The 26555-nt window shown below is 47.6% G+C and carries 25 protein-coding genes and 1 riboswitch; of the genes, 19 read left to right on the top strand and 6 right to left on the bottom strand.

Annotated features, from left to right (window positions below):
* Positions 1-144 precede the first annotated feature (144 nt).
* The 4 genes from ACFQ45_RS13065 to ACFQ45_RS13050 all read left to right on the top strand — a co-directional run bounded on the left by ACFQ45_RS13065 (position 145) and on the right by ACFQ45_RS13050 (position 5506).
* Positions 145-825: a TetR/AcrR family transcriptional regulator gene (locus ACFQ45_RS13065; protein WP_377368388.1), complete on the top strand. Its 681-nt coding sequence runs from the start codon at positions 145-147 to the stop codon at positions 823-825.
* Complete coding sequence (locus ACFQ45_RS13060) at positions 822-1436, top strand: LysE family translocator (protein ID WP_377368387.1); 615 nt, start codon at positions 822-824, stop codon at positions 1434-1436. Before ACFQ45_RS13065 ends, ACFQ45_RS13060 begins: the two co-directional genes overlap by 4 nt.
* Before the next feature lie 152 nt (positions 1437-1588).
* Positions 1589-4018, top strand: coding sequence for an endopeptidase La (lon, locus tag ACFQ45_RS13055; RefSeq protein WP_377368385.1), 2430 nt, complete (start codon positions 1589-1591; stop codon positions 4016-4018).
* A 111-nt stretch (positions 4019-4129) separates the two neighbouring features.
* Complete coding sequence (locus ACFQ45_RS13050) at positions 4130-5506, top strand: MATE family efflux transporter (protein WP_377368383.1); 1377 nt, start codon at positions 4130-4132, stop codon at positions 5504-5506.
* On the opposite strand, the gene ACFQ45_RS13045 is transcribed toward ACFQ45_RS13050, so the two are convergent.
* On the bottom strand, positions 5503-6261 hold the full coding sequence (locus tag ACFQ45_RS13045; protein ID WP_377368381.1) for a TlyA family RNA methyltransferase: 759 nt from the start codon (positions 6259-6261) through the stop codon (positions 5503-5505). The two genes, ACFQ45_RS13050 and ACFQ45_RS13045, sit on opposite strands and share 4 nt — an antisense overlap.
* A gap of 107 nt (positions 6262-6368) precedes the next feature.
* On the opposite strand from ACFQ45_RS13045, the gene ACFQ45_RS13040 reads away from it, so the two are divergent.
* The 3 genes from ACFQ45_RS13040 to ACFQ45_RS13030 all read left to right on the top strand — a co-directional run bounded on the left by ACFQ45_RS13040 (position 6369) and on the right by ACFQ45_RS13030 (position 9401).
* Entirely contained in the window at positions 6369-7214 is an 846-nt protein-coding gene (locus tag ACFQ45_RS13040; RefSeq protein WP_377368379.1) for a sulfurtransferase, read from the top strand.
* 69 nt (positions 7215-7283) lie between these two features.
* Complete coding sequence (locus ACFQ45_RS13035; RefSeq protein ID WP_377368377.1) at positions 7284-8453, top strand: nucleotide sugar dehydrogenase; 1170 nt, start codon at positions 7284-7286, stop codon at positions 8451-8453.
* On the top strand, positions 8454-9401 hold the full coding sequence (locus tag ACFQ45_RS13030; RefSeq protein WP_377368375.1) for a glycosyl transferase family 90: 948 nt from the start codon (positions 8454-8456) through the stop codon (positions 9399-9401).
* Between the two features lie 8 nt (positions 9402-9409).
* Here the strand turns inward: ACFQ45_RS13030 and ACFQ45_RS13025 are convergent, their stop codons facing one another.
* Positions 9410-10441 carry a glycosyltransferase family 4 protein gene (locus ACFQ45_RS13025; protein ID WP_377368373.1) on the bottom strand — a complete coding sequence of 344 codons (1032 nt, stop codon included), beginning with the start codon at positions 10439-10441 and terminating at the stop codon, positions 9410-9412.
* 82 nt (positions 10442-10523) lie between these two features.
* Between ACFQ45_RS13025 and ACFQ45_RS13020 the strand changes: the two genes are divergently transcribed.
* On the top strand, positions 10524-11264 hold the full coding sequence (locus tag ACFQ45_RS13020) for a glycosyltransferase family 2 protein (RefSeq protein WP_377368815.1): 741 nt from the start codon (positions 10524-10526) through the stop codon (positions 11262-11264).
* A 37-nt stretch (positions 11265-11301) separates the two neighbouring features.
* Here the strand turns inward: ACFQ45_RS13020 and waaF are convergent, their stop codons facing one another.
* Genes waaF through ACFQ45_RS13005 form a run of 3 tightly spaced genes read right to left on the bottom strand, consistent with a single transcriptional unit; the run spans position 11302 to position 14401 of the window.
* Positions 11302-12309 carry a lipopolysaccharide heptosyltransferase II gene (gene waaF, locus ACFQ45_RS13015; RefSeq protein WP_377368371.1) on the bottom strand — a complete coding sequence of 336 codons (1008 nt, stop codon included), beginning with the start codon at positions 12307-12309 and terminating at the stop codon, positions 11302-11304.
* Complete coding sequence (rfaD, locus tag ACFQ45_RS13010; protein WP_377368370.1) at positions 12302-13249, bottom strand: ADP-glyceromanno-heptose 6-epimerase; 948 nt, start codon at positions 13247-13249, stop codon at positions 12302-12304. The genes waaF and rfaD overlap by 8 nt, the downstream gene beginning before the upstream one ends.
* 12 nt (positions 13250-13261) lie before the next feature.
* Positions 13262-14401 carry an AGE family epimerase/isomerase gene (locus ACFQ45_RS13005; RefSeq protein ID WP_377368368.1) on the bottom strand — a complete coding sequence of 380 codons (1140 nt, stop codon included), beginning with the start codon at positions 14399-14401 and terminating at the stop codon, positions 13262-13264.
* 80 nt (positions 14402-14481) lie between these two features.
* On the opposite strand from ACFQ45_RS13005, the gene hldE reads away from it, so the two are divergent.
* The 7 genes from hldE (at position 14482) to ACFQ45_RS12970 (ending at position 23283) form a co-directional block, all read left to right on the top strand.
* Positions 14482-15909, top strand: coding sequence for a bifunctional D-glycero-beta-D-manno-heptose-7-phosphate kinase/D-glycero-beta-D-manno-heptose 1-phosphate adenylyltransferase HldE (hldE, locus tag ACFQ45_RS13000; protein ID WP_377368366.1), 1428 nt, complete (start codon positions 14482-14484; stop codon positions 15907-15909).
* Positions 15909-17669, top strand: a complete 1761-nt coding sequence (gene msbA / locus ACFQ45_RS12995; RefSeq protein ID WP_377368365.1) for a lipid A export permease/ATP-binding protein MsbA — start codon at positions 15909-15911, stop codon at positions 17667-17669. The genes hldE and msbA overlap by 1 nt, the downstream gene beginning before the upstream one ends.
* A gap of 5 nt (positions 17670-17674) precedes the next feature.
* Positions 17675-18907 carry a 3-deoxy-D-manno-octulosonic acid transferase gene (locus ACFQ45_RS12990; RefSeq protein ID WP_377368363.1) on the top strand — a complete coding sequence of 411 codons (1233 nt, stop codon included), beginning with the start codon at positions 17675-17677 and terminating at the stop codon, positions 18905-18907.
* Positions 18908-18945: 38 nt separating this feature from the next.
* Positions 18946-19055: riboswitch (TPP riboswitch) on the top strand.
* A gap of 47 nt (positions 19056-19102) precedes the next feature.
* Positions 19103-20095 carry a thiamine ABC transporter substrate binding subunit gene (gene thiB / locus ACFQ45_RS12985; protein ID WP_377368361.1) on the top strand — a complete coding sequence of 331 codons (993 nt, stop codon included), beginning with the start codon at positions 19103-19105 and terminating at the stop codon, positions 20093-20095.
* Positions 20071-21678: a thiamine/thiamine pyrophosphate ABC transporter permease gene (gene thiP, locus ACFQ45_RS12980; protein WP_377368359.1), complete on the top strand. Its 1608-nt coding sequence runs from the start codon at positions 20071-20073 to the stop codon at positions 21676-21678. Before thiB ends, thiP begins: the two co-directional genes overlap by 25 nt.
* On the top strand, positions 21665-22369 hold the full coding sequence (locus tag ACFQ45_RS12975) for a thiamine ABC transporter ATP-binding protein (RefSeq protein ID WP_377368357.1): 705 nt from the start codon (positions 21665-21667) through the stop codon (positions 22367-22369). Before thiP ends, ACFQ45_RS12975 begins: the two co-directional genes overlap by 14 nt.
* Positions 22370-22419: 50 nt before the next feature.
* Positions 22420-23283 carry a DMT family transporter gene (locus ACFQ45_RS12970; protein WP_377368355.1) on the top strand — a complete coding sequence of 288 codons (864 nt, stop codon included), beginning with the start codon at positions 22420-22422 and terminating at the stop codon, positions 23281-23283.
* Here ACFQ45_RS12970 and ACFQ45_RS12965 read toward each other — a convergent pair.
* Positions 23280-24182: a DMT family transporter gene (locus tag ACFQ45_RS12965; RefSeq protein WP_377368353.1), complete on the bottom strand. Its 903-nt coding sequence runs from the start codon at positions 24180-24182 to the stop codon at positions 23280-23282. The genes ACFQ45_RS12970 and ACFQ45_RS12965 overlap by 4 nt on opposite strands.
* Before the next feature lie 317 nt (positions 24183-24499).
* Here ACFQ45_RS12965 and rpsF point away from each other — a divergent pair, with 317 nt between their 5' ends.
* From rpsF to rplI, 4 genes are read left to right on the top strand one after another with little or no spacing between them, the layout of a single operon-like run.
* Positions 24500-24910 (top strand): 30S ribosomal protein S6, encoded by a 411-nt coding sequence (gene rpsF / locus ACFQ45_RS12960; protein ID WP_452600464.1) that lies wholly within the window; start codon positions 24500-24502, stop codon positions 24908-24910.
* Positions 24911-24932: 22 nt separating this feature from the next.
* Positions 24933-25163 (top strand): 30S ribosomal protein S18, encoded by a 231-nt coding sequence (gene rpsR, locus ACFQ45_RS12955; protein ID WP_055461955.1) that lies wholly within the window; start codon positions 24933-24935, stop codon positions 25161-25163.
* A gap of 21 nt (positions 25164-25184) precedes the next feature.
* Positions 25185-26042: a hypothetical protein gene (locus ACFQ45_RS12950; protein WP_377368349.1), complete on the top strand. Its 858-nt coding sequence runs from the start codon at positions 25185-25187 to the stop codon at positions 26040-26042.
* Between the two features lie 31 nt (positions 26043-26073).
* Entirely contained in the window at positions 26074-26520 is a 447-nt protein-coding gene (gene rplI / locus ACFQ45_RS12945; RefSeq protein ID WP_377368347.1) for a 50S ribosomal protein L9, read from the top strand.
* Positions 26521-26555 lie beyond the last annotated feature (35 nt).

Below are 26555 nucleotides of genomic sequence, written 5' to 3'. Positions count from 1 at the left end.
CTTGAGAATCGCAACAAAGTTGCTTTGCTCCCCATTTTTATGTCTAAACCTCCCGCAATCTCACTTCTATTTTCTTCTAGGCCACCCTATAAAATGCTAATATACGCAAATTAACGCGCAGTTTTAGTTCATTAATCTTGTGCGATGTTTAAACAGATGTTAGCCGAGGCACCTTTGTCCGAATCCCCTAAACGCCCTAAAGATCAGCTTAAAACTCATATTCGTGCTCAAAACCAGGCTCTTATTTTAGAGACGGCTGAGCAGGTGTTTGCACGCCAAGGGTTAGCGAAAACGACCACACAAGCTATCGCTGATGAGGCGGGGCTGCCTAAAGCGAATATTCACTATTATTATCGCTCAAAAAAAGATCTGTTAGAGGCGGTGCTTGAGCGTATCATGCAAGCATGGCTAGAGTCGGTCAGTCGCTTTAATCAAGAGGACGGCCCAAAGGCGAACCTGACCCGTTACATCAGTGAAAAGATAGACCAGTCTCGCTTGCGTCCCAGTGCATCGAAAGTATTTGCCATGGCATTAATCGGTGAAGAGCCCTTTGTGTTGGAGTATTTACGTCGGTTTTTCGTAGAAGAGTTAAAGAAAGAGCAGGCCATTATTGAAGCTTGGGCTGCACAGGGGTTAATGAAGTCTGTGTCGGTTGAGCATTTATTTATTAGTATGTGGGCGCTTACACAAACCTATGCGGATTTTGGGGCGCAGGTTAAGATTTTATTAGGTAAAGACGAGTTATCGGAAGATGACTTCGACGACGCAAAACAGTTTGTGACGCGGATGGTGTTAGTCACCTGCGGCATTGAGGAATCCTTATGAGTTTAGAAAGTGGTATCACCTTTTTTATCGCTATCTTAGTGTTCGGGATCACACCGGGACCAGGCACTTTTGCAGTATTGGCTAAAAGTTTAAGTAATGGTGTGCGCCGCACTTTGCCGCTGTCCATTGGTATGGTGTGTGGGGATATTTTATATCTGATCATGGCTTGCTTTGGCTTGGCTGCGATTGCTGAGCAATGGGAAACCTTGTTTGTGGCGATCCGTTATATTGGTGCCGCCTACTTACTCTATTTGGGCTGGAAAATGTGGACGTCTCCCGTAACGCCCATGGTTGAGGATGAGGCGTCGTCCCGTAAGCAAGGGTGGAGCGCGGCGCTGCAGGGCTTTTTGATTTCCTCATCTAACCCTAAAGTGATTTTGTTTTACATCGCATTTTTGCCCACTTTTATGGACATTACGGCGTTACGTGGTAGCGATATTGTCATCGCCTCGGGCTTGACCTTTGTGGCGTTAATGTTGGCTTTGACGACTATCTCCTTAGGGGCAGCACAAGCCCGTCGTTATATGAAGTCCGCTCGTTCCATGAAGTTTTTGAATCGTGGCGCTGGTGGCTTGATGGTCGGTGCGGGGTCGTTTTTAGCGCTGCGTTAGTGGTACAGAGATACCTTTCATATTTCTCCAATAAAAAAGGAGCAACCCTGCACCTTGCTCCTTTTGTATTGTAATTCTGCCAATTGACACTACATAAGTTTTAACATTCCGAAACTGACTTTAATCAGTCTGATTTGCTGAGATAGAGACTTATGAGTGACGAAGAGAAGTACATTGACCCTGTAGAAGACACAATTGATGGTGAGGAAGTCACTATCAGCGATCCCCGTGGTTTGGCATTGCTTGATGATGTCTTGCCCGAAATCCTTCATATTTTACCGGTTTCCAGTCGTCCATTTTTCCCTGCACAGGTGCAGCCTGTCATGGTGGATGCCGATCCTTGGGAATCCACCTTAGAAGATATTTCCGATCAGCCTCAAGCGGTGGTTGGGCTTATTTATGCTGAGCGAACCGGAAAGGGCGCTCCGCATGTGGATACTTTTAATCAAATTGGCTGTGTGGCGCGCATTCATCGTGTTGAAAAGCAAGGCGATAAGGTGACCTTCCTTGCTCAAGGTTTGAAACGGATTGAGGTCGTTGAGTGGTTAGACGACACTGCCCCATACCGTGCCCGTGTTCGTTATGTAAATGATTCTAAGGTAAAAGACGACGAGTCGAAGGCATACTCCATTGCAATCTTGGATGCTATCAAAGAGCTGATTCGCCTGAATCCTTTGTTTAGCGAAGATCTGCGTCAGTACCTTGGGCGCTTTTCTTTTAATGAGCCTGGTTTACTGGCGGACTTTGCAGCGTCAATTACCTCTGCTGAGCCGCAAGAGCTTTATGATGTGTTGGCAACGACTGCAGTGGTGCCTCGCTTAAGCTCGTCGCTCATGTTGCTGCGCAAAGAGCTTGAGATCGCCCGTTTGCAAAACGAGATCAGTGCGGAAGTGAATGACAAGATCAGCAAGCACCAAAGGGAGTTTTTCCTAAAGGAGCAGCTCAAGGTTATTCAGAAAGAGTTAGGGATTTCAAAAGACGACCGCACCACAGACATTGATATGTTTGAAGCGCGTCTAGAAGGCAAGACAGTACCAGAAGCCGCCCAGAAGAAGATTGATGAAGAATTGCAAAAGCTGAGCATCCTAGAGGTGGGTTCACCGGAATACGGCGTGACGCGCAATTATCTGGACTGGGCAACGTCTATTCCCTGGGGCGTTCACTCCGATGATAATCTTGATATTGCCAAAGCTCGAGAGGTGCTAGGAAGTCATCACTCGGGGCTAGGGGATGTGAAAGACCGCATTACTGAATTCCTAGCGTTGGGCGCTCATCGAGGGGAAATGGGCGGTTCTATTTTGTTACTTGTGGGCCCACCAGGGGTCGGTAAAACCTCTATCGGTAAATCCATTGCTGAGTCTCTGAATCGGCAGTTTTACCGCTTCAGCCTTGGGGGAATGCGCGATGAGTCTGAGATCAAAGGCCATCGCCGAACCTATATTGGTGCCTTGCCTGGTAAATTTGTACAGGCATTAAAAGACGTGGAAGTAGAAAACCCAGTGATCATGTTGGATGAGATCGATAAGATCGGCTCTTCGTTCCAAGGTGATCCTGCTTCAGCCTTGCTAGAGGCCTTAGATCCTGAGCAAAACAGCGAGTTTCTTGACCACTATTTGGACATGCGTGTGGACTTATCTAAGGCACTGTTTGTCTGTACTGCGAACCAGCTGGATACCATTCCGGCACCGCTTTTGGACCGTATGGATGTGATCCGCTTGTCCGGCTATATCGCAGAAGAGAAATTGGCCATAGCCAAACAGCACTTGTGGCCTAAGCTTTTGAAGCGCAACAAGCTGTTGAAGAAACAGTTGAACATCACTGATGCGGCGTTAAAGCACATTATTGAATCCTATGCCCGTGAAGCGGGTGTCCGTGGCCTGGATAAGTTATTACAGAAAATCCTGCGTAAGGCGGTGGTGCAGCTGATGACTGGTGAAAAAGACAGCATCAATGTAGGGGTGAAAGATGTAGAAGCCTTCCTAGGGATGCCGTATTTCCGCGCAGAGAAAACCTTGCGTGGAGTGGGTGTGGTCACTGGTTTGGCCTGGACCTCTATGGGAGGTGCAACCTTGCCAGTGGAAGCAAACCGAGTGCATGAGTTGAGCCGCGGTCTTAAGCTGACAGGCAAGCTCGGAGAGGTGATGAAGGAGTCGGCAGAGATTGCCTACTCCTATGTATTGTCCCATGCAAAAAGCTACCAGCGTAACGAGGAGTTCTTTGATAAATGCTTGGTGCATTTGCACGTGCCAGAAGGGGCGACCCCAAAAGACGGCCCAAGTGCAGGCATTACCATGGCCACGGCCTTGATGTCTTTGGCCCGGGGAGAGCCAGTACAGCGTCAATTGGCCATGACCGGTGAGCTGACATTGACAGGGCAAGTGCTCCCCGTTGGCGGTATCCGCGAAAAAATCATTGCGGCGAAACGGAGCAAGATCAATGAGGTGATATTGCCGGAAGCGAACCGCCGGGATTTTGAAGAGCTGCCAGAGTCAGTAAAAGCGGATATGACAGTGCATTTCGCAGAACGTTTTGCTGATGTTGAAAAAGTCGTATTTGCTAAGAGTGATCGAGGGCTTCATTAAATTCTCCCCATTAGATGCGTTCTCACCGCAATGAAGACGTGAGAGAATACGGGCCGAGCAAGCAATTGCTCGGCCCTTTTTATTTTCATTTATTCATCTTTGAGGACCCTGATGTCCAGGCAAGCAACGCTTACCCGAGGCTCTACGTTTAAACATGTGACTGTGATGTCTTTCACAGGCGCACTCGGTTTAATGGCGATGTTTCTTGTGGATTTGGTCGACATGTTGTTTTTGTCGATGCTGGGTGAAAAAGAAATCGTGGCAGCGGTCGGCTTTGCCAGCACTGTTATCTTCTTTACTGTGTCTTTGAGTATCGCTGTGTCCATTTCCGCCACGGCCTTAGTGGCCCGTGCCGTGGGGCAGGGAGACATCGAATTAGCACGTCGCCGAGCGACCCATGTGCTCGGTGTTGGGGTGATATTTTCCAGTGTGGTGGTGTGGCTTCTTTGGCCTCGAATTCCGGCTATTTTGCATTTCTTAGGTGCGGACATGCGTACCTTGGATTTGGCCACTGGCTATCTCCATATTCTTTTGTTGGGCATGCCTGCGGTCATGATAGGTATGATTGGCTCCGGTATTATGCGTGCTCTAGGGGATGCCAAGCGAGCCATGTACGCGACCCTCTTATGCAGTGTGGTCAATGCGGTTTTGGATCCTATTTTAATCTTTGTATTTGGCTTAGGAATCCATGGGGCGGCTATTGCATCATTGTGTGCAAGACTTTCTATGGTGGTGGTGACCTACTACGGTGTGGTGAAAGTACATCGTATGATCGGCGAATTTGATTTAATGGAATGCCTGCAAGATCTAAAGCCCATTGCCAAAATTGCCGTTCCCGCTATGTTAACGAATATGTCTTCGCCTTTGGCGAATGCCATTGTCATGGAGCATGCGGCCAGCTTTGGGGACGATGCGGTGGCGGGTGTCGCTATCATTGGGCGGGTTATCCCTGTGGTGTTTGGTGGTTTGTTTGCTTTGTCTGGTGCCGTGGGGCCTATCCTTGCGCAAAATTATGGGGCAAAACAATTCCAGCGAATGCATCATGCGATGACTAGCGCTGTGGTGTATGCCTTGGGCTATTGTCTTGTATTGTGTTCGGCCTTGTATTTGTCTCAGGGTTTTCTGGTCTCGATCTTTAATGCCAGCAATGAAACGGCAGATCTGATTCGCTTCTTTGCTACCTATGTGTCCTTTAGCTTTTTCTTCCAGAGTTTGTTGTTTATTGGGATTGCGGTGTTCAATAACCTTGGCAAACCATTAAACAGTACCTTGTTGAACTTTGGTCGGGCGACTTTGGGAACCTGGCCTTTGATTACCTTTTTTGGTCTCTTTATGGGGGCTGAAGGGGTGTTGTTTGGTCAGGCTATGGGGTCGGTGATTTTTGGATGTATTGGTTTTGTGATGGCGCGCCGCTATATCAATGAGCTGGAGTATCGCACGGAAATGACCTTGGCCGAATCCGTGCATTCCGATGAGATGTTGCCTTAGTTTTTGACGGCATGTAGGACGAACTCTTGATTGCCGTCGCCCCCTTTGATCTGGCTTTTGTTATAACTGATAACGCTAAATCCTAGCTCTCGTATCAGGTCTTTCATCTGTTGTTCCAGTTGTGCCACCTTTAGTTGATCCTTAACTATCCCGCCTTTACCAATGGCTTCTTTACCTAGTTCGAACTGAGGTTTTACCAGGGTAATAAGATGTCCTGAGGAACCTAATAGGGCAGGCAGTTGCGACAGTATTTTGGTTTGAGAGATGAAGGACACGTCCATGACTACGGCGTCGAATCCTTCCTCAGGGAAGTGTTCTCCTAGGTCTGCCTGTGTCAGATGGCGGGCATTTAATCCCTCGAGACACACAACATCATCCCGTGAGCGTAGACGAGGGTCGAGCTGGTCATGGCCCACTTCAACACCGACGACTTTTGTTGCGCCAAACTGTAACGCACAGTCGGTGAATCCCCCCGTGGATTGGCCGACATCTAATACCGTAAAGCCTTTTAAGTCCATTTGGGCCTGTTCTAACGCTCCTGATAGTTTCAGGGCGCCTCGAGAAACATACCGATCTTCGTCCGTCAAAGTGAGCTTGATTTCCCAGTCTTCTTCAATTTTGAAACTGGCTTTGGTGACCTGAGCCCAGGTGCCATTAATACAGACTTGAACTTTGCCTTCACTAATAAAGGATTGAGCTTGGGAGCGAGATTTAGTGAATTGCTTTTCGGTAAGTAATTGGTCGATGCGTTTCATGGGAATTATCTGATTTGAGTTGTGCTCATCATAGCAAAGTCATGCGATTCAAAGTAGGCTAGAGGCTTCCTACCCATGAAGTTTTAGAACTTAAGGAGATCCTTGGTATGGCACTGCCCACCTTAATAAGTGCAGCTCAGCTTAAGGCTGTTTTATCCCAGTCTGACTTGGTTGTTTTGGATTGTCGTTTCTATTTGAATGACCTATCGAAAGGTCAACAAGAATTCCATAAGGGGCATATACCAGGGGCGGTCTTTGTAGATTTACATCATGATCTAGCTGGTGCGGAAACGGAAACGTCAGGACGTCATCCGTTGCCTGATGCAAAAGCATTGTCTGCTTCAATTCAACAGTGGGGTATTGAACCCAGCTCGCAGGTGGTTGTGTACGATGACATGGGAGGAGCCTTTGCTGCTCGGGCATGGTGGATGTTGGTTCAGCAGGGAATCGAAGTGATGGTATTAGATGGGGGCTTTCCTGCTTGGGTAAATGCCGGCTATGACGTCACTTCCGTTAAAACCACTGCCACGCCGGCGAAATACTCAGTAGATGTGCAGTTTCCTTGGTTTATTTCTGAAGAGCATGTGGTGACGAATTTTGAATCAGGGCAGTTTCAACTGATTGACGCTCGGGCACAAGACCGCTTTCAAGGATTAAACGAAACCATGGATCCCGTTGCTGGGCATATTCCCGGCGCCTTGAATCGTCCATTTGCTGATAACTTGCGGCCCAGCGGCCAAATGAAATCACCGGATGTGTTGTTTGATGAGTGGAGTGCCTTGTTAGGGGAAGTGGATGTGCCGGTGGTCTATTACTGTGGCTCAGGTGTGACTGCCTGTCACAATGTGTTGGCGATGAACCATGCAGGTTTGGAGGCTAAACATGTGTACGTTGGCTCTTGGAGCCAATGGGCCAAGCGTATTCAAAGGCAGTTAGCCTTATCTGATGCTTGATAGTCATAGAGCTGTTATCAAAGTCTCTGTAAAATACCCCGTATTAAATACGTTAGTTAGGATTTATTGATGAAAATTGCTGTCGCTGGGACAGGGTATGTTGGCATTTCCAACGCCCTATTATTAGCAAAGAATAACGAAGTGGTTGCGCTGGATATTATTCCAGAAAAGGTAACACTACTTAATCAAGGTAAGTCCCCGATTCAAGATGATGAGGTTGAGCGATATCTAGCAGAAGAGACCTTAAACTTTCGCGCGACATTAGACGCTAAAGATGCTTTCGATGGGGCTGAATTTATCATTATTGCCACCCCAACTGACTATGATCCAGAAACCAATTACTTTAACACTCAGCATGTTGAGTCAGTAATCAAGACAGCGTTAGAGCTCAATCCAGCTGCCACCTTGGTCATTAAATCAACTATTCCCGTTGGTTTTACTAAAGATGCATCGGAACGTTATGGCACAGAGAATTTAATTTTCTCTCCTGAGTTTTTAAGGGAAGGTAAGGCTCTGTACGACAATTTATACCCTTCTCGAATTATCGTAGGGGAGCGTTCTGAGCGAGCGAAATTGTTTGCTAGTTTACTGGCTGAGGGTGCTGTTAAAAAAGACATTGAGATTTTGCTGACAGACGCCACCGAAGCCGAAGCCATTAAATTATTTGCTAACACCTATCTTGCTATGCGGGTTGCCTACTTTAATGAGTTGGACTCTTATGCCGCAACGCATGGGCTAGATTCTAAGCAGATCATTGAAGGGGTTTCTTTGGATCCACGTATTGGTGGTCATTATAACAATCCATCTTTTGGCTATGGCGGTTACTGTTTGCCAAAAGACACTAAACAGCTATTAGCCAACTATGAACAGGTGCCTAACAACCTGATTCGCGCCATTGTTGATGCGAACGCGACCCGTAAAGATTTTATTGCTAACGAAGTTATTAAACGCGCTCCAAAAGTGGTGGGTATTTATCGCCTAGTGATGAAAGCGGGGTCGGATAACTTCCGTGCTTCGGCGATTCAGGGTGTTATGAAACGGATCAAGGCCAAAGGAATTGAAGTGATCGTTTACGAACCCGTTATGACAGAGTCTTTGTTTTTTAACTCTCGTGTTGTGAAGGACTTAGAAGCGTTTAAAGCTGAGGCAGATGTGATTATTGCCAATCGGGTGACTGAGGAACTAGAAAATGCGCTTGAAAAAGTATTCACTCGAGATTTATTTGGTGGAGACTCTTAAGTGGCAAAAAAGGATCTCGCCTACTTTAAGAAACGTTTCGCGCGCATTGCCTATTATGTTCGCGAAACATTCGCTTTAAAAAAGCCTGTTGCCAAAGCAGAATCACTTTTAAAACACATTGAAGTGACTCCAGAACTCAAACAAAGAGTGGATTATTGTTGCAAGATAAAAACTCCCTTTACCGTTTCCAAACAGGCTACCCGTAACCAAGATTTTGCCAAAACTAAGAGCTTTGTTTATTTTGCTGATCTAAAGAGAATAGTGAGGCATTTTCCTAAAAATTTTTATTTCGACTATATCTTTGGTGATGTCATCGACGTGCCAGAGACCCCTTCGTTCGTTAAAAGTCGTCCGATTGTTGAGAACAATGACAACGCTGTGTTGTTGAAACTGAACGCAATTCGGCACTACCAGTTTTTTGAGGACTCGCAAGCTTTTTCAGAAAAGCGTCCACAAGCTGTTTGGCGCGGCATGGTCTATCACCAGCACCGTCGAGACTTTGTTGACATGTACCACGATAAGCCGTTTGCAGACGTTGGGCACAATGATGAAAAGCGCGCGGATGAGCCAAGCTATAAAGGGTTTATGAGTGTCGCTGAGCAACTGACCTTTCGTTATATTGTCAGTGTGGAAGGTAAAGATGTCGCCACTAATCTTAAGTGGGCGATGGCATCAAACTCTTTGGTTATGATGCGTAAACCACGTTTTGAAACCTGGTTTATGGAAGGGCGTCTTGAGCCCGGTGTGCATTATGTTGAGCTAAAAGATGACTTTTCTGATTTGGAGGAAAAGGTACAGTTTTACAACCTTCCAGAAAACCAAGACAAAGCACTTCAGATTATCGCCAACGCACATGCTTATGTGGCGCAATTTAAAGACAGCGACCAAGAGCTGTTAGTGAGCCTATTGGTCGCCCAAAAATACTTTGATATGCAAGCAGCACGATAAATGACGGTTTATCGTGCTTTGCGGTAAATCTCCAAATAGCCCTCTGCCATCACTTTCGGCGTAAAGTTATTTAGGTGGGCTAATGCCCCCTCTACTAGCGTTTTTTGTAGGTCTTGAGATTGGTCTAGGGCAATAATGGCATTTGATAGTGCTGAGGCATCTCCATTGGGTATTACTAGGCCAGTTTGTTCATCTTTTATAATGTCGGGGATGCCTCCTGCATCGGAAGCGATAATCGGTACCTTGGCATCGATGACATCCAAAAGGGTGGAGCCGAGCCCTTCATTTCGCGAAGGGAAGACAAAATAGTCAAAGGCATGGATATAATCTCCCACATTTGAGTGAAAGCCCAACCATGTGAGATTGGTTAAATCAGCGCTCAAGGTTTCCAGCTCTGCTTTATCTTTGCCATCCCCTAAACATAAGAATTGCAAATGGGGGTGGCTTTTCGCCAAAAGTCGAGCAGCTTCAATAATGATCTTTTGACCTTTATGTTTATCCACTAATGCGCCGATATGTCCTACCAGAGTTTTGCCGGGAAATTGGCTGCGGATTTGAGCACTTTGCTCAAGATCAAATGGCAGGTCGCCTTTCACACTGTAGACACGGTCAACATGTCCCCAGTTTTTATCTTCAAGAATGCCTTGGATAATATTGGAAATGGCAACACGGGAGAAAGCGTTGCTGTAAGTCTGTTTATTTAGCCACTTATCTTTAACGGGAGCGTCGACTCGTCGAGTCAAAATATAAGGGGTTTTCTTGAGCAAATGATGCAACCATGCCCAATGGACGGCTTTAGCTTCATGGGCATGGACAACATCCGCTTTGGGTGAGCTAAAATGACCGTCAAACTGGTGGTTGGCCGTAACATAGCTAAGGTTAGGGACATTTTTTAGGAATTGGCGTAATGGTGAGTCTTCTCGGCATACGAGTTGTTGCCTAACGTCTGCGCGCTTGCCTAATTCTGTTATTAATATGGCCGTTTGGCGCTCGCCGCCGCGAAAGCCCTTTGCTAAGTTCACATGGGTGATGTTAAGCATTTAAATCCCAAAGAAAATCTGTGTGTTGGGCGGTATAATACCTTAATTAATAGGTCGGACTCGATAATAAGTGAAAGGTGTGATGATCAAAAACGTATCGGCAGTATTGATAACCCGTGATGTGGCCCATTGCATCCGAAAAGCTTTGGATTCCTTATCCGTGTTTGAAGAAGTTATTGTGTACGACAATGGTTCCACGGATGGCACCTTAGAAATTCTTGCGGAATACAAGAATGTGCAATGTATTCAAGGGGAATTTTTAGGCTTTGGTCCAACTAAGCAAAAAGCGGTGAGCTATGCCAAAAATGATTGGGTCTTGTCCCTGGATGCGGATGAATCTTTAAGTGCAGACCTGATCGATAGCTTGGGTACGTTCGATTTCGACACCCCCGGCAAAGTAGGTGTTATTTGGCGTCATAATTACTTCTTAGGGCAGCGTGTACGTTACTCGGGCTGGGGCAAAGATTGGCTAGTGCGTTTATTTAATCGTTCTTGCCATAATTTTAACGACGCCATGGTACATGAGAATATCAACCTGTCCAAAGATAGCCAAACCATTCGTCTTGCTGGAACGATTGACCATGATGCGGTAACAGATGTGGGGCAAATGCTAGAGAAAGTGTCACGTTACTCATCACTTCGAGCGGCTACACAGAAAAAGCGCTATTCAATGCCTATGATCGTCGTGAAATCTCTGTTTGCCTTCTTCAGAACCTATGTTTTAAGGCTTGGCATATTAGATGGTAAAGCGGGCTTGGTGATCTCTGTTTCCAATGCCAATGGTGTGTTTTGGAAAAATACCAAGCGATACTTTCGAAAGTGACTTAAGAGCTCTTCCGTGAGCTCTCTTGCTGACTTTACTATTGATTTGCGATGGAGGCAGAGATTTGCTCTGGCAGTATCTGCTTTAAACAATTGGTATGCCCAAGAGGGCAGGTTCGTTTAAAGCAGGGAGAGCATTCAAGGTGTAGGTTGTGAATCACCTTGTTGTCCGTTAGTGGCGGGGTAAACAGCTCACTGGTGGAGCCATAGATGCCGTGTACCTTGGTGCCCACTGCGGCGGCGACGTGCATCAAGCCTGAGTCGTTACTCACGGCCACTTCAGCTGCTGCCAAGAGGTCAATGGCGTCTACCAGCTTGGTCGCGCCACACAGGTTGTAAGCGAATTCTCCTAGCCCCTCGGTAATGGCATTGCCATCGTCCACATCCTTTGGTCCCCCCAAAATCCATACTTGATAGCCTCTCTCGATGAGCTGCTTTGCTAGCTCACTGAAGTGCTCTAATGGCCATTGTTTGGCTGGTCCATATTCCGCACCGGCCATCATAGCCACCGCGGGGCGATCTGGGGCGAGGGAGTGAGTTTGATAAAGCTTGGCTTGATTGTTTGGGTCTACTCTCAGCTCAGGATTCGGGCGTTCTGATGGCGGATAGGCCTGATCTTTCTCGACCCCTAAAGAGACAAAGCGTTTGACGGTTTGATTTAAGACACTTTTATCTAGCTTACGGCGCTCGTTCAGGAGCCAGTAACGCTGCTCACCATGGAAGCCAACACGATGGGGCACATTGGCAAAAAAAGGCACCAAGGCGCTCTTCCAAGAACGTGGCAGAGTGATGGCGTGGTCGTATTGTTCTGGACGTAATGATTTGCCCAGTTGGCGACGAGTGGCGATACCCCATTCACCATGGCCCGTTGGCAAGGTAATGGCTTTTCTCACTTCAGGCATGCGTGCCAAAATTGGACTGGACCAAGCAGGTCCAATCACATCAATAATGGCGTCTGGGTCTTTGGCGGCCAAAGCTTTAAATAAGCTTTGGGCCATGACCATGTCACCGACCCAAGAGGGCCCAACGATTAAGTATTTAGCCACGTTGATCCAACCACACCATGTAGTCTTTTACACCTTGAGCGAGACCGCGGAAGCTGCCGTCATAGCCAGATTCCCGTAGGGCGGTGATATCGGCTTCGGTGAAGCTTTGGTAAGCGCCTTTTAAGTGTTCAGGGAAAGGAATGTATTCAATTTCCCCTTTTTGGTAATGGTCGATCACTGTTTCGGCGATGGTGCGGAATGGCTCAGCGTGACCGGTTCCTAAGTTGAAAATGCCTGACTTTTCTGGGTTATCAAGGAACCAAAGCTTGGTGTTGACTAGGTCTTCCACATAGATGAAGTCACGGCTTTGGCCGCCTGCTTCGTAGCCATCGTAAGCGCCGAATAGTTTCGGATTTTCCCCTGCAAGGACTTGATTACGCAGGTGGAAGGCGACACTGGCCATGCTGCCTTTATGATTTTCACGAGGGCCGTATACATTAAAGTAGCGGAAGCCCACGATCTGAGTGGTGGCGGTTGGCAAAATATCGCGCACGTATTGATCAAATTGAAATTTAGAGTAGGCGTACATGTTGAGCGGCTGTTCATGGTCTCGAGACTCTTTGAACACAGGGCCAGGTCCATAAACTGATGCTGAGGAAGCGTATGAAAAAGGCACTTTATGGTCTAAACACCATTTTAAAACCGCTTTGGAATATTGGTAGTTTACGTCCATCACGTACTTGCCGTTCCACTCAGTTGTGGCAGAACATGCGCCTTCGTGGAATACCGCAGTCGCTTGGATGTTCAGGGCGTCCTGCTTGATTAGGTCTAGGAAGTCGTACATATCCATGTAATCAGCAATGTCTAAATCAGATAGGTTTAGACATTTTTTGCCGTCTGTTAGGTCATCCACTAATAGGATGTCACGGATGCCTCGGTCGTTTAGGGCTTTGATGATGTTGCTGCCAATAAAGCCAGCGCCGCCGGTTACGATATACATATTAGAGTCCCGTTAAATGTGAGAGTGTCGCCATTTTAGCACTTCCGCTAGGCCCAAGAATATATGGTAACCAGTGGTGCCAGGTAATGGATAACCTTTACTGTTATTTTGCGCGTCTAGATATTCAATCCAGCGACCCTTGTCGATGAAATAGTGAGCCTCTAAAAAACGTAGGGCGTCATCAATGCGTTGGATCTTGTCTGCCATGGGAATGGCCGCAACACAGCAGGCTTTTAGGTACTCTGTGAGTGGCCAAATTCGCTTTTCTTGGTCAACTGGCAAGAGTGTGTTGCCGTCGATGGCATTGTAAATGCCGCCGTTGTTTGCCATGCCGTATTGGCTGGCTTGCTGCCAGAGGCGGTCCGCCAGGGCTAAATCTTGCTCACGCCCTGTGATGGCATAAGTTTGATGTAATAACCAAACCCATTCGAAGTGATGCCCTGGCTCGACTAGGTGTCCTGTCTCAGAGTCTAAGGACAAGTCATCGTTGAAAAATTCACGCAGGGTGTTGTTTTTAGGTTCAACAAAAGCCCTGTGGGCAAGTTCACACAGCTCAACAATGCGACCTGCATACTTTTTGTCTTGAGTCACTCCATAGGCAGCCACGAAGCCTTCTAGCAAATGCATGTGAGGGTTTTGTCGACGTACGCCAGTCGGAACAGGGTAAGCCTCTTGGTAGCCGCCAGCAGGGTGTCGCATGGTGTCATTAAGGAACTGGTCGGTACCTTCGATAAAATCAAGCGCCCGAGCATCTTGAGTGAGCTGGTAATAATGGCTGAAAGAAAACAGCACAAACGCCAGAGCATAAGCATCGCTTTGGGTGTCTTTGACCGTTAAATCGTCGTTTAAAGAAAAGATCCAGCGGTGGTCAACGTAGTAGTGTTCAATGATGAATTGGAACAACTTAGCAATAGTGTCCTCAAAACCAGATAACGCGCCACTTTGTGTACCATGGCAAAGGGTATAAAGCTGTCTACACTGGGTAAGCAGGCGGACTCGGCCAACAGGGTTTGGCTGCCACTCTAGCGTGAGGCTTTCGAGGCTGTAGCCTTGAGGTGTGAATCCATTAGCAACCCAGTTGGGAATTAGGCCTTGGAATACATGTTCGGCACAACGATCAATGCGTTTGTGCAACGTTTGAGGTATTTCCATGATGTATAATTTTGTGTGAGTCCAATTTGAATGACGGGTATGATAAGATGCTCGCCCTCAAAAATCGATGAAAAAGCGCTATGACATCTTCACATTTGAATTTCAAGAATAAGCATATCCTAGTTGTTGGTGACGTTATGTTAGATCGTTACTGGCATGGTGGCACCTCCCGTATCTCTCCTGAGGCACCGGTGCAGGTGGTGAAAGTCTCAAATGTAGAAGATCGGCCCGGCGGTGCGGCCAACGTTGCCTTGGGGCTGGCGAAGCTCGGGGTTAAGGTTTCCCTAGTGGGGGTTGTTGGCAATGATGAAAATGCCACGGCGCTACAGGCCGCGCTGGAAAAAGAAGGCGTCGATTGCCATTTTGTCACGGCAGAGAATTTACCGACGATTACCAAGCTACGTGTGATCAGTCGTCATCAACAGCTGATTCGTTTGGACTTTGAAGAGCGTGAAGACTCTTTAAGTCAAAACCAAGCGGTGGAAGCTAAGGTAGTAGAGTTACTGCAAGGTGCCAGTGCTGTCGTGTTTTCCGATTACGCTAAAGGCTGTCTTGCGGACGTTCAAACATTGATCGCTAAATCCAACGATGCGGGTGTGCCGAGTTTTGTGGACCCTAAAGGTAATGATTTTTCTATCTATCAAGGGGCTACTTTAGTCAAGCCTAACCTTGTTGAATTTGAAGCCATTGTCGGTCCTTGTGCAGACAGTAAAGAAATCGAGCGCAAGGGGCGTGAGTTACGTGAACGTTTTGGTTGGAAAGCCTTGCTGGTGACTCGCGGTGAAGATGGCTTAATCCTACTGGAAGACGGTAAAAATTCTTTCTCCCTTGCTACTGCAGCAAAAGAAGTATTTGACGTGACTGGCGCTGGGGATACGGTGGTCGCCGTGTTAACCGCTGTGTACACCACTAGCAAACGTTTTTCTGATGCGGTGGATTATGCTAACCAGGCCGCAGGTTACGTGGTGGGTAAACTCGGTACGGCATCCATCAGTGCCGAGACCCTAGAAGCCATCATGTTTGCTCGCTCCCATTCAAGTAACTTCGGTGTGTTGTCCCCAGAAGAATTGAAGGAACAGATTAACTTAGCGCAATTAAACGGTGAGAAAATCGTCTTCACCAATGGTTGCTTTGATATCTTGCACCCAGGGCATGTGGCTTACATCAAACAAGCTAAAGCCTTAGGAGATCGTTTGATTGTTGCCGTGAATACAGATGCTTCCGTAAAACGCTTGAAAGGCGAAAAGCGACCTGTAAATGACTTAACCCACCGTATGGCGGTGTTGGAAGGCATTGGTGCCATCGACTGGGTCACTTGGTTTGATGAAGATACACCACTGGAAATCATTGAAGCCTTAACCCCAGATATCTTGGTAAAAGGCGGTGATTACACGGTGGAATCCATCGTTGGGGCAGAGCATGTCATGGCCCATGGTGGCGAAGTGAAAGTGCTGTCTTTTGTGGACGGTTATTCGACCACCTCGATCATTGAAAAGGCGAACGCTTAATGTCTCAATCAGACGCTAAAAATGCCGCCTCTGGCGTGAAAATCTATTTTCGCCTGTTAGGTTATATTCGTTCCTCTTGGTGGATGTTTTTACTCAGTATTCTGGGGTATTTGATGTACTCCGCCATGGAGCCCGCTTTGGCTGCTTTGCTAAAGCACATTGTTGACGTGGTCTCTTCCGGCACTATCTCGGAAAACCGTATCCTGATTCCTGCAGCGATCTTGGGCGTATTTCTGTTCCGTGGCACAGGTACATTTTTAGGAAGCTACTTTATGGCGAAAATCGCTAATAAGGTGGTTTATGATCTACGTACAACCATGTTCGATAAATTGGTGGCCTTGCCTTCTAGTTACTACAACGACATGCCTTCTGGGCGCCTACTCTCTAAGCTTACTTACGACACTGAGCAGGTAATTGGCGCGGTGACGTCAGCCGTGAAAACCCTATTGCGTGAAGGCTTCACCGTAATTGGTTTATTGGGTTACATGCTGTACACCAATTGGAAGCTCTCTTTGCTGTTTTTATTGATCATTCCTGTGATTGGTTTTGTGGTGTCCTATGCCTCTAAGCGCTTCCGAAAATTAAGCAAAAACATTCAGAATGCCATGGGCGGTGTGTCTGATGTGGCGTCAGAGTCCATCAAGGGCCAAGAAGTGGTGAAGATTTTTGGTGGCTTTGAGTACGAAAGACAACGCTTCAGTAAAGCGGCGGATGATAATCGTCGCTCGCAAATGAAGATGGAGCTGACAAAGGCTCTGAACATTCCTGTGGTGCAATTCCTCGTTGCCATTGCCTTGGCTGTTTTGATTTGGTTGGCACTGGATCCTAACTTGAGCGCGCAAATGTCAGCGGGTGACTTCGTTGCCTTTATTGGTGCTGCGGGTATGTTGAGCAAGCCTGCTCGTCAATTAACCGATGTAAACAGCATACTGCAAAAAGGGATTGCAGCGGCTCAAAGTATCTTTGAATTCATCGATATGACGGAAGAAGTGGATCAAGGGACTAAGGCGCTACCTAAAGCTCAGGGCAATATTGAGTGGCGTGACCTGTCGTTCCAATACCCTAATACTGACCGTCTTGCGTTAAATGGCATTAATCTGACTGTACCGGCGGGCAAAACTCTGGCCTTGGTTGGGCGCTCTGGCGGTGGTAAATCCACTATGGCGAACTTGATACCCCGTCTGTACGATGTGACCGATGGGGAGTTGCTGATCGACGATCATGATATCCGCCAGTATCCGTTACGTGAATTACGTAGTCAGATTGCCCTGGTGAATCAAAACGTCGTGTTATTTAACGGCTCTATTCGAGACAATATTGCCTACGGTTACTTGCGTGATGCGTCAGAGCAAGAGGTTATTGAAGCGGCCAAGGCGGCCAATGCTTGGGAATTCATCCAAGAATTGGATCAGGGCTTAAATACGGTCGTAGGTGAAAACGGTGTGCTCTTGTCTGGTGGTCAGCGCCAGCGTATCGCCATTGCCCGAGCCATTCTTAAAAATGCGCCAATCTTGATCCTTGATGAAGCGACCTCGGCCTTGGATACAGAGTCCGAGCGTGCTATTCAGCAGGCGTTGGATACCTTGATGAAAAACCGCACCACCATTGCCATTGCCCACCGCTTATCGACCATTGAAAACGCAGACATCATTGCCGTGGTGGATCATGGCACCATCATTGAGTCAGGCTCTCATGCAGAATTATTAGAGCTAAATGGCGCCTATGCTGGCCTGCACCAAAAGCAGTTTAGCGAAGAGTAGCGAGCATGTGGTTGTACCGATTGTTATTAGCGCTGGCGTCACCACTGATTGCACGGCGAATCTGGCGCTATCACAAACGCTATGACAATTATCGGGTGACTGAAGCCCTAGGTCATTGGGGGAGTGTGACAGCGGACCTTTGGTTGCATTGTGCTTCCGTAGGGGAAGTGCTGGCGGCAAAACCTCTGGTAACCCAGTGGCTAGCGGCTAACCCTGACAAGTCTTTATTAATAACTACCGTCACTCCCACTGGGGAAGAGCAGGTGCAAAAGTGGTTTGCTGGAAAGGTCCAGCACCGTTACTTGCCGTTAGATCATGGCATGTGTGTGCGCCGTGCATTGAAGCATCTTACTTGTCCGCAGTTGGCCATCATTGAAACGGAACTTTGGCCAAATCTGCTCACAGTTGCCAAAGCAAAAGGCTTGTTTATTCAAATCATCAATGCCCGCTTAAGTGAACGCTCTGCTGAGCGCTACGGTAAGTTTGGTTTCTTTTCCCATAAGCTGATGGCTCTTCCTGATCGTTTTTTAGTTCATGCCGCAGCGGATGCGGAGCGCTTTAAGCAACTGGGTGCCCGACAGGTTTCCGTAGTGGGTAACATCAAATTTGACGTCATTGCGCCAGACGATCCCCAAGGGGCTGTTTGGCGTTCTGCGTTAGCACCGGAAGATGAGTTTGTATGGATTGCGGCCAGCACTCATCCCGGTGAAGACGAGCAATTTCTGGCAGCGCATAAAGCCCTTAAAAAACAGGTTCCTAAGGCTAAGCTTATTTTGGTTCCTCGACATCCAGAACGTTTCGATGCCGTGTTTTCCCTTTGTCAGCAGTCTGGTTTGGTGACTGCCAAACGCTCTCATGAGGATCTTGCTAGCTGGTCAGGAGCGGATATTTTGTTGGGCGATAGCATGGGCGAGATGATGCGTTACTTCGCTGTGTCGGATGTGGCCTTTGTGGCGGGTAGTATGATTGAGCGGGGTGGTCATAACCCTATTGAGCCTGCGGTGCTGGCAAAGCCAGTGTTGGTGGGGCCTCACACGTTTAACTTTGCGGACATCACGGAATCTTTGGTGGCTGATCAAGGGGCGGCTCGTGTTCAGTCTGTATCAGAGCTGGAAGATGAGCTTCTGGTTCTGCAGGACTCCCAAAAGCGTACAGAGATGGGGCAGCGAGCTTTGGCGAATGCTCAGGCTAATCAAGGAGCGCTTCAACGAGTATTACAATCTTTAGACATCTCCTAGGGTTTTGCTAGAATAGCCCGCGCGTTACAACACATTTTTTATATCTCATGGGGTGTGGCCTAGTTGGGCTGCTGAGAAACCTTGGTTGGTTAACCCATTGAACCTGAACCAGATCATGCTGGCGTAGGAATTGAGATTGCAAGTCCCATTCGGCTTCGCCATTCCAGTTATACGCCGCTCATTTACGGAGCGACTATGTCTTTTAAATCTTTTGCTTTCGCTGGGGCGGCCTTATTGGTGTCGTCTATCACTACAGCGCAAACTCTGAACGTGTACACCTATGATTCCTTCTCTTCCGATTGGGGGCCAGGGCCAAAAATCAAAGCGAACTTTGAAGCCCAATGTGATTGCGAACTGAACTTTGTGGCGTTGGATTCCTCTGTTGGTATCTTGTCCCGTGTGCAACTGGAAGGGGAAGCATCCGAAGCAGATGTGTTGTTAGGTTTGGATTTGAATGTCATGGAAGCGGCTAAAAAGTCTGGTTTGTTAGCAGAGCATGGGGTTGATACCTCTGCTGTGACCACCCCAGGCGGTTGGGACGACAAGCTTTTCGTACCGTTTGACCAAGGTTATTTTGCTTTTATCTATAACAGTGAAACCCTGGCGACACCGCCAACGTCTCTGCAAGAAGTTGTGGAAAACCCAAACCTAAAAGTGATTTACCAGGACCCTCGTACTTCGACGCCGGGGCTGGGTTTGTTGCTGTGGATGAAGTCCGTTTACGGTGATCAGGCAGCGGATGCATGGGAGCAACTTGCTAGTCATACGGTGACTGTGACCAAAGGCTGGTACGATGGGTACAGCTTGTTCTTAAAAGGCGAGGCGGATGTTGTACTGAGTTATACCACGTCTCCGGCGTACCATATTGTGGCGGAAGGGGAAGACAAGTACCAAGCGGCACTAGCCTCAGAAGGCTTTTACCCACAGATCGAAGTGGCTGCTATGTTGAAGAATGCCCCAAATAAAGCCTTGGCGGAGCAGTTCATGCAGTTCATCTTGGCTCCAGGATTCCAAAATGAAGTCGCTACTGGCAACTGGATGTACCCAGTTGTGAGTGACGTGGCACCGCTGCCTGAGGCCTTTTTAGCTCAACCACAGCCTACAAAAGTGTTGACCTTGGATGCCAAAGAAGTGGCTAAAAACCGTCAGGCTTGGGTGAATGAGTGGTTAGAAGCTACTACCCGTTAATCTTGATTTTCTCATCTTATTTACGCCCAGCTTGGCTGGGCTTCTCTCTTTATTTAGTCATTGCGGGTGCGGCATTTGCAGCACTCCTCGGCTATGCCTCGCCCAGTTCTTGGGGGCAGTATTTTGCGGATCCCTATACTTGGCGGGTTGTCCGCTTCTCACTTTTGCAGGCCAGTCTGAGTGCTCTTTTGAGTATTCTACTGGCGATCCCTATGGCGTCTTGCTTGTTTCATAGGCGCTTTTTAGGGCGACAAACCTTGTTGTCTTTGTTTGCGATTTCTATGGTGGTGCCAACCATAGTGGCGATCTTGGGGATTGTGGTGGTGTACGGTCGTAGTGGCTGGTTCACCAGTGTGTTTGGTGTGTCTTTTCCCTTGTATGGACTGGGAGGCATCTTGCTGGCACACGTGTTTTTCAATATGCCATTGGCAGTGCGAGTGATTTTGCAAGCTTACAGCTTGATTCCTGATGCTCAATGGCGGCTCGCCAGTCAACTTGGTTTATCCCGTTGGCACGTGTTCCAGTTGATTGAATGGCACTATTTGAGAAAGAACCTGCCCGGTGTTTTCTTACTGATTTTTATGCTGTGTTTCTCTGGCTTTGCGGTGGTCTTGAGTCTTGGGGGCGGTCCTCGATCCAGTACTTTAGAGGTGGCGATTTATCAGGCGCTGAGGTTTGAGTTTGATCTCAATAAGGCGAGTTACTTGTCTTTGTTGCAGGTGTTGATTTGTTCTTTAGTGGCTTTGGCGGTGTATCGTTTTGCCCCATCGGTGCGTCAGGATGTGAGCTTGTATCAGGGGGAGCGCCTGCGGTTACCTTCAAGCTGGTGGGCTAATTTGGCCGATTTCAGTGCTTTGGCGGTGGTGTTACTTTGGGTGCTGCCGCCCTTTGCCGCCATCTTGGTGCCGATTTTTAGTGCGTTGTTTTGGCAGACCTTAGGCATGGAAGATCTTTGGTGGTCCCTGTGGCATTCGGTGCGAATCGCGTTGCCATCGGGGCTTTTAGCACTAGGGATTGGGCTTAGTATTGCGGCATTAGCGCGAGCCTTGCGTTGGCGTCAGGAAACGGATGCATGGGCCCAGCGGTTGGAGCAATCGGGTAACTTAGTGCTGATGGTGCCGAGCTTAGTCTTGGCAACGGGATTGTTTTTGCTGTTTCGTAATCTCGGAGTCAGTATCAAGCATGCCTATTGGATTGTGGTTTGGGTCAATGCTGTGATGGCTTTGCCCTTTGTGTTGCGGGCCTTGATGCCGACCATTTATCAACAGGAAAAACGCTTTCGGCACTTGTATGCCCAGATGAATATAACAGGCTGGGCTCGCTTGCGTTTAGAGTGGGGGCAGATTCGTTCAGCTGCTGCGCAGGGCCTGGCTTATGCCGTGCTACTGAGTCTTGGAGACTTGGGGGTGGTGGCGTTGTTTGGCTCCAAGGGCTTGGAGACCTTACCCATGTATTTGTTTCAGCTCATCGGATCTTATCGAGTCGAGCAGGGCGCTTGTGTGGCTGTGGTGCTGATTTTGTTGTGTTTGATGTTGTTCTATGTGATTAACCGTTTGGTGGGAGGTCGCCGTGCTGTCGTTTGATCTAAAGTATCGTTGGCAAGGGTTTGATGCCCATTATCAAGGTCAGCTGGAAGCAGGTGTGACGGCCATTTTGGGAGCAAGTGGCGGGGGCAAAAGTACCCTGTTGTCTCTGCTAGGTGGCTACATCGAAGGGCAAGGAACTCTGTGTTTTGATGATCAAGATTTATTGTCTTGCTTACCCCATGAACGCCCTATCACAACGTTATTTCAGAGTGATAATTTATTTCCCCAGTTAACCGTGAAGGACAATATTGCCATTGGTTTGTCTCCTTCTCGAAAGCTGTCTTCAGAACAAGCCGCAAAAGTAACTTGGGCATTGGAACAAGTGGCTTTGCAGGAATACAGTGATAGCTTCCCTGATCAGCTGTCGGGAGGTCAGGCCCAGCGGGTGGCGATAGCTCGAGTCTTAGTACGTGAGAAGCCGATTTTACTATTAGATGAACCCTTTAGTGCTTTGGATCCTAAGTTGCGTTCGGACATGCTGCATCTGATTAAGGACCTAACGGACCAGTATGATTGGACAACCATTATGGTGACCCACAGCCCTGGAGATGTGGCGTTATTGGGAGGGCAGGTTATCTTGGTCGAGGCAGGCAAAGTTGTGGCACAAGCTGATGCAAAAATATTGCATGAGATGCCAGTGAATTCACCTTTTAACCGATATTTGCAGGTTTCAACTCGAGAGAAATAAAGCGATGATAGGTGACTAGTATCGGTTACCTATCTCACAAGGAAGCACTCTTGAGTGACGTCTATCTCGTAAAGAAAGGCATCTACGCCACCTTGGCTTATGCCTTCATCATGTCTATTACTGCCGTTGCGGCAAAACAAGTTCAAACCCAGATTGCTGTGCCTGTGTTGGTGTTTTGGCAAAGCCTGTTTTGTGTTTTGGTGCTACTGCCACAAATGTGGGGCAAGTGGGAACGACGTCCTAAAGCTGTAGTGAAAGCACACTTTCTGCGAAGTTTCGGTGGTTTTACCGGATTTCTATTTTACTACTGGTCATTGAATCATATTCCCTTGGTAGAGGCGTCTTTGCTGCGATCTTGCGCGCCTCTGTGTGTGCCCTTTGTGGTGTTGATTATGCACCGAGTCATGGTGCCTAAAGCCCGCTGGCTACCTTTAGTGATCGGCTTTGTCGGGGTGGCGTTAGTGATTAATCCCACGCCGGATCATTTTAATCCTTGGCATATTGTGGGGTTCTTATCTGCGGTGGGGTTGGCGTTTTCTATGGTGACAACGCGACTGCTTAGTAGTCATGTTTCCAGTCAAGAAACCATGCTTGTGTATTTTGTCATTTCGGCTTTGTTGTCCTTGCCCTTGGCTCTTATTCAAGGAGAAAGCCTCGCATTGCCCAGTAGCACTTGGTTTTGGGTGCTATTGGTGTCCGTGACTCTCTATGTGGGGATGTTTCTATATACCTTGGCTTACACCTATGCCCCCGCCAGCGTCGTGTCTCCAGTGAGTTATGTGGGGATAGTGTTTGCTGGCTTTTGGGGGTGGGCGATTTGGGGGCATGTCCCAGATGCCTTAGCGATTTCTGGGACTGTATTGATTTTCGTGAGCGTGTTCTTGAGCGCGCAAATCAGTCGTAAGAAGGTTTAAGAGGTTTTTTGGGCGCGATTGGCTAGTTGTTTATTGAGTAGGGTAGCAATCCCAATTCCTGAAAAGATCAGGAAGATGCCAATACCATGGAAGCCTTCCATCACTTCCCCTAAGAACAGAGTTGATAAAAAGATGCTGAACACAGGGAGCAGGTGTACAAAGTGACCTGCGGTGGTGGCACCAAGTCTTTGGATGCCTGCGTTCCAACAAATAAAGGCGCCGATGGAAGCAAATAATGACATGTAAATAATGGCTCCCCAGTTTGCTGTCGTCAGTTCAGCAAGATCTTTTGAAGAGAACAACAGGTACAAAGGAAACTGGATGCAGGTGCCGATCATGGCAGTCACGGCAAAAAAGCTCAGCAAATGCATGGCTGGGCGTTTCACTAACAACACTGAATAGATCGCCCAACTGATAGCGGCGGTTATGATCCACAAATCCCCGGATGAGACGGTTAGGTGAAGTAAGGTATCTAAGCTGCCACGGCTGACTATCACCAATGCGCCCACGGTAGAAACAAGAATGCCAAGGTTTTGCAGGCTGTTTGTCTTGGATCCAAGTAGGACTCGAGCGGTAATGAGGATCATAACCGGCATTAAAGAGTTCAGTAGTACCGCATTGGTTACTGTGGTGGACTGTAGTCCTATGTATAGGAATAGGTTGTAGTTGCAGATACCTAGAAACGCGAGGAAGGTCAGCATGGGCAAGTGTTGCTTTATCTGAGGAAGGTCCTGACGAATCTTGGGGAATGCCAAAGGTATAATGACCAAGCAAGCAATAAACCAGCGGAAGAAGGAAATGGTGTAAGGGTCGACACCGTCGCCAACGGTTAGGCGACCAAGGACATAGTTGCCAGACCAAAACAGAATGGGCAACAAGAGAAATACGAACGCGGGCATAGGGAGTCCTTTCTTAGAATTATGTGATGACTAGCTATTCGAATTTTGGCTGTCAGATATAGGTGCGAAACCATAACGCCTTCGTCCTCTAGTGTCGAGAGGGCTGGTTATATGAGCGCCCTTGCGTAATGTTTGCTCAATCTGTGGGTGGGTAAGGGATAAAGATTGGTTTTACACTAGAAAAGGTTATTTTTTATTCGCTTAGGCTTTTTAATTATAGGGTTGCGGTATATAATTCGCGTCCCCGTAATTTACTACTCCTTGTCTCACAGCTTTTTAACGGGGAAAGCGTGGAGACTAAGAACCCATAAGGAGCAATCATGCGTCATTATGAAATCGTGTTTCTGGTACACCCAGATCAAAGCGAACAAGTTCCAGCAATGATCGAGCGTTACACTAACTTGATCACTGAAGATGGCGGTCAAGTACACCGTCTAGAAGACTGGGGCCGTCGTCAGCTAGCTTACCCAATCAACAAAATCCACAAAGCGCACTACGTTCTTATGAACATTGAAGCGTCTGAAGGTGTGATGGCTGAGCTAAACGACACTTTCCGTTACAACGATGCAATCATCCGTAACCTAGTTATCCGTCGTAAAGAAGCGGTAACTGAAGTGTCTCCAATCAAAGCCTCTGAAAGCCGTGAAGAGCGTCGTCCTGCTCCACAGCGTGAAGAGAAAACAACAGAAGCTGCTGCCGACAAAGCTGCAGACGACTCTGCTGAATAATTGATTAATTAGGAGATACATTATGGCTCGTTTTTTCCGTCGTCGTAAGTTCTGCCGTTTCAGCGCAGAAGGCGTTAAAGAGATCGATTACAAAGATCTAGATACTCTAAAAGGTTACATCACTGAAACTGGTAAAATCGTACCAAGCCGTATTACTGGCACACGTGCGCGTTACCAGCGTCAGCTAGCGACTGCTATCAAACGCGCTCGCTACATTGCCTTGCTTCCATACACTGACGGTCACTTCAACTAAGAAGCGACAAAGAAGTATTACATGAGCGGTTTAGCTAACTGGGTAATGAAAAAGCGCATGAATGCTATCATAGCGGTAGCATTGTGCAGCATCATCCCAATGTTGTTTTGGTTAGGCGCTGCAGTCTTAGGACTTGTGGTACTTCGTAAAGGTGTAAAGGAAGGAATACCTGTATTAGCTTGGGGATGTTTACCAGCCATAGTGCTGTGGACGATCCAAGGGGATGCAACAGCACTCATGGTGCTGATCGACGCTTACCTGTTGGCCTATGTGCTAAGGGAAAAAGTGTCTTGGGCTTGGGTGGTTTTGGGAGCGAGTATTCTCGCAGTCATCTCTTCCTGGGTTCAGCCGCTCTTGATGGGCAATATTCTGGATTTGGTTGCAGAACTGATTCAGCAAATTTTGACCCGTGAAGGTGAAGAGTCTGTTCCCTCAAAAGAACTGATTATTCAACAGGCGGTGATCGCCATGTCTGTAATGCAGGCTTATGTTGCCGTGGCTGCGCTGTTTTTAGCACGCCGCTGGCAAGCTCAATTGTTTAACCCTGGTGGGTTAAAGAAAGAGTTCCATCAATTTAGATTGCCTTTGCCAATCGCTCTTGTACTCGGTGCAATGGTGTTGGTAGGGGAGAGTCTAGGTGGTGGCTTTGAGATTTTATCAAGAGCGGCTTTGCCGGCTCTGGTAATACCTGGTTTAGCATTGGTGCACGGTATTCTGGCACTGAAAAAAATTGGGATGGTTGGACTGGTTGCATTCTATTTGATTGGCATACTGGTTCTGAGCTCTTACTTTGCGAATATTCTGATCATGATTGCTGTGATCGATAGCTTTGTAGGGATTCGAGAACGGCTACAGTCAAAACCTTCCGACTTCAATTAAAGCTCGTTAATTTATTTTAGAGGTGATCGAGATGGATGTGATTCTACTCGACAAAGTAGGCAAACTAGGCGGTATCGGTGACGTTGTTGCTGTTAAACCAGGTTTCGCACGTAACTTTTTGATTCCAAACAAAAAAGCTGTAATGGCAACTAAGTCTAACTTAGCTTCTTTCGAAGAACGCCGTGCAGAACTTGAAGCACAAGCTGCAGAGCGTAAAGCGGCTGCTGAGACTCGTGCTCAAACGCTAGAAGGTAAAACTTTCACTATCACTGCTAACGCTGGTGACGAAGGTAAACTTTTCGGCTCTATCGGTACTCGTGACATCGCTGACGCGATCGTTGCTGGTGGCGTTGAAGTTGCTAAATCTGAAGTACGTCTTCCAGAAGGTGCTCTACGTAACGTAGGTACTTACGAAGTAGACGTACAAGTACACGCTGACGTAACTGTTACAGTTACTCTAGACGTTGTAGCACAGTAATTTCTTAGAAATTACCGTCGAATAAGAGGGCGCTC

Source organism: Rhodanobacter aciditrophus, assembly GCF_042679525.1.
GTDB classification, from domain to species: Bacteria; Pseudomonadota; Gammaproteobacteria; order Pseudomonadales; family Marinomonadaceae; genus Marinomonas; species Marinomonas aciditrophus.
The sequence above is the reverse complement of the archived record's forward strand: the minus strand, read 5'-3'. Positions and strand labels throughout refer to the sequence as shown.

Bases quoted from the DNA above. Each gene is read 5' to 3' on its own strand.
- ACFQ45_RS13065 (WP_377368388.1), top strand. From the start codon at position 145: ATGTTTAAACAGATGTTAGCCGAGGCACCTTTGTCCGAATCCCCTAAA.
- ACFQ45_RS13060 (WP_377368387.1), top strand. From the start codon at position 822: ATGAGTTTAGAAAGTGGTATCACCTTTTTTATCGCTATCTTAGTGTTC.
- lon (WP_377368385.1), top strand. From the start codon at position 1,589: ATGAGTGACGAAGAGAAGTACATTGACCCTGTAGAAGACACAATTGAT.
- ACFQ45_RS13050 (WP_377368383.1), top strand. From the start codon at position 4,130: ATGTCCAGGCAAGCAACGCTTACCCGAGGCTCTACGTTTAAACATGTG.
- ACFQ45_RS13045 (WP_377368381.1), bottom strand. From the start codon at position 6,261: ATGAAACGCATCGACCAATTACTTACCGAAAAGCAATTCACTAAATCT.
- ACFQ45_RS13040 (WP_377368379.1), top strand. From the start codon at position 6,369: ATGGCACTGCCCACCTTAATAAGTGCAGCTCAGCTTAAGGCTGTTTTA.
- ACFQ45_RS13035 (WP_377368377.1), top strand. From the start codon at position 7,284: ATGAAAATTGCTGTCGCTGGGACAGGGTATGTTGGCATTTCCAACGCC.
- ACFQ45_RS13025 (WP_377368373.1), bottom strand. From the start codon at position 10,441: ATGCTTAACATCACCCATGTGAACTTAGCAAAGGGCTTTCGCGGCGGC.
- ACFQ45_RS13020 (WP_377368815.1), top strand. From the start codon at position 10,524: ATGATCAAAAACGTATCGGCAGTATTGATAACCCGTGATGTGGCCCAT.
- rfaD (WP_377368370.1), bottom strand. From the start codon at position 13,249: ATGTATATCGTAACCGGCGGCGCTGGCTTTATTGGCAGCAACATCATC.
- ACFQ45_RS13005 (WP_377368368.1), bottom strand. From the start codon at position 14,401: ATGGAAATACCTCAAACGTTGCACAAACGCATTGATCGTTGTGCCGAA.
- hldE (WP_377368366.1), top strand. From the start codon at position 14,482: ATGACATCTTCACATTTGAATTTCAAGAATAAGCATATCCTAGTTGTT.
- msbA (WP_377368365.1), top strand. From the start codon at position 15,909: ATGTCTCAATCAGACGCTAAAAATGCCGCCTCTGGCGTGAAAATCTAT.
- ACFQ45_RS12990 (WP_377368363.1), top strand. From the start codon at position 17,675: ATGTGGTTGTACCGATTGTTATTAGCGCTGGCGTCACCACTGATTGCA.
- thiB (WP_377368361.1), top strand. From the start codon at position 19,103: ATGTCTTTTAAATCTTTTGCTTTCGCTGGGGCGGCCTTATTGGTGTCG.
- ACFQ45_RS12965 (WP_377368353.1), bottom strand. From the start codon at position 24,182: ATGCCCGCGTTCGTATTTCTCTTGTTGCCCATTCTGTTTTGGTCTGGC.
- rpsR (WP_055461955.1), top strand. From the start codon at position 24,933: ATGGCTCGTTTTTTCCGTCGTCGTAAGTTCTGCCGTTTCAGCGCAGAA.
- ACFQ45_RS12950 (WP_377368349.1), top strand. From the start codon at position 25,185: ATGAGCGGTTTAGCTAACTGGGTAATGAAAAAGCGCATGAATGCTATC.
- rplI (WP_377368347.1), top strand. From the start codon at position 26,074: ATGGATGTGATTCTACTCGACAAAGTAGGCAAACTAGGCGGTATCGGT.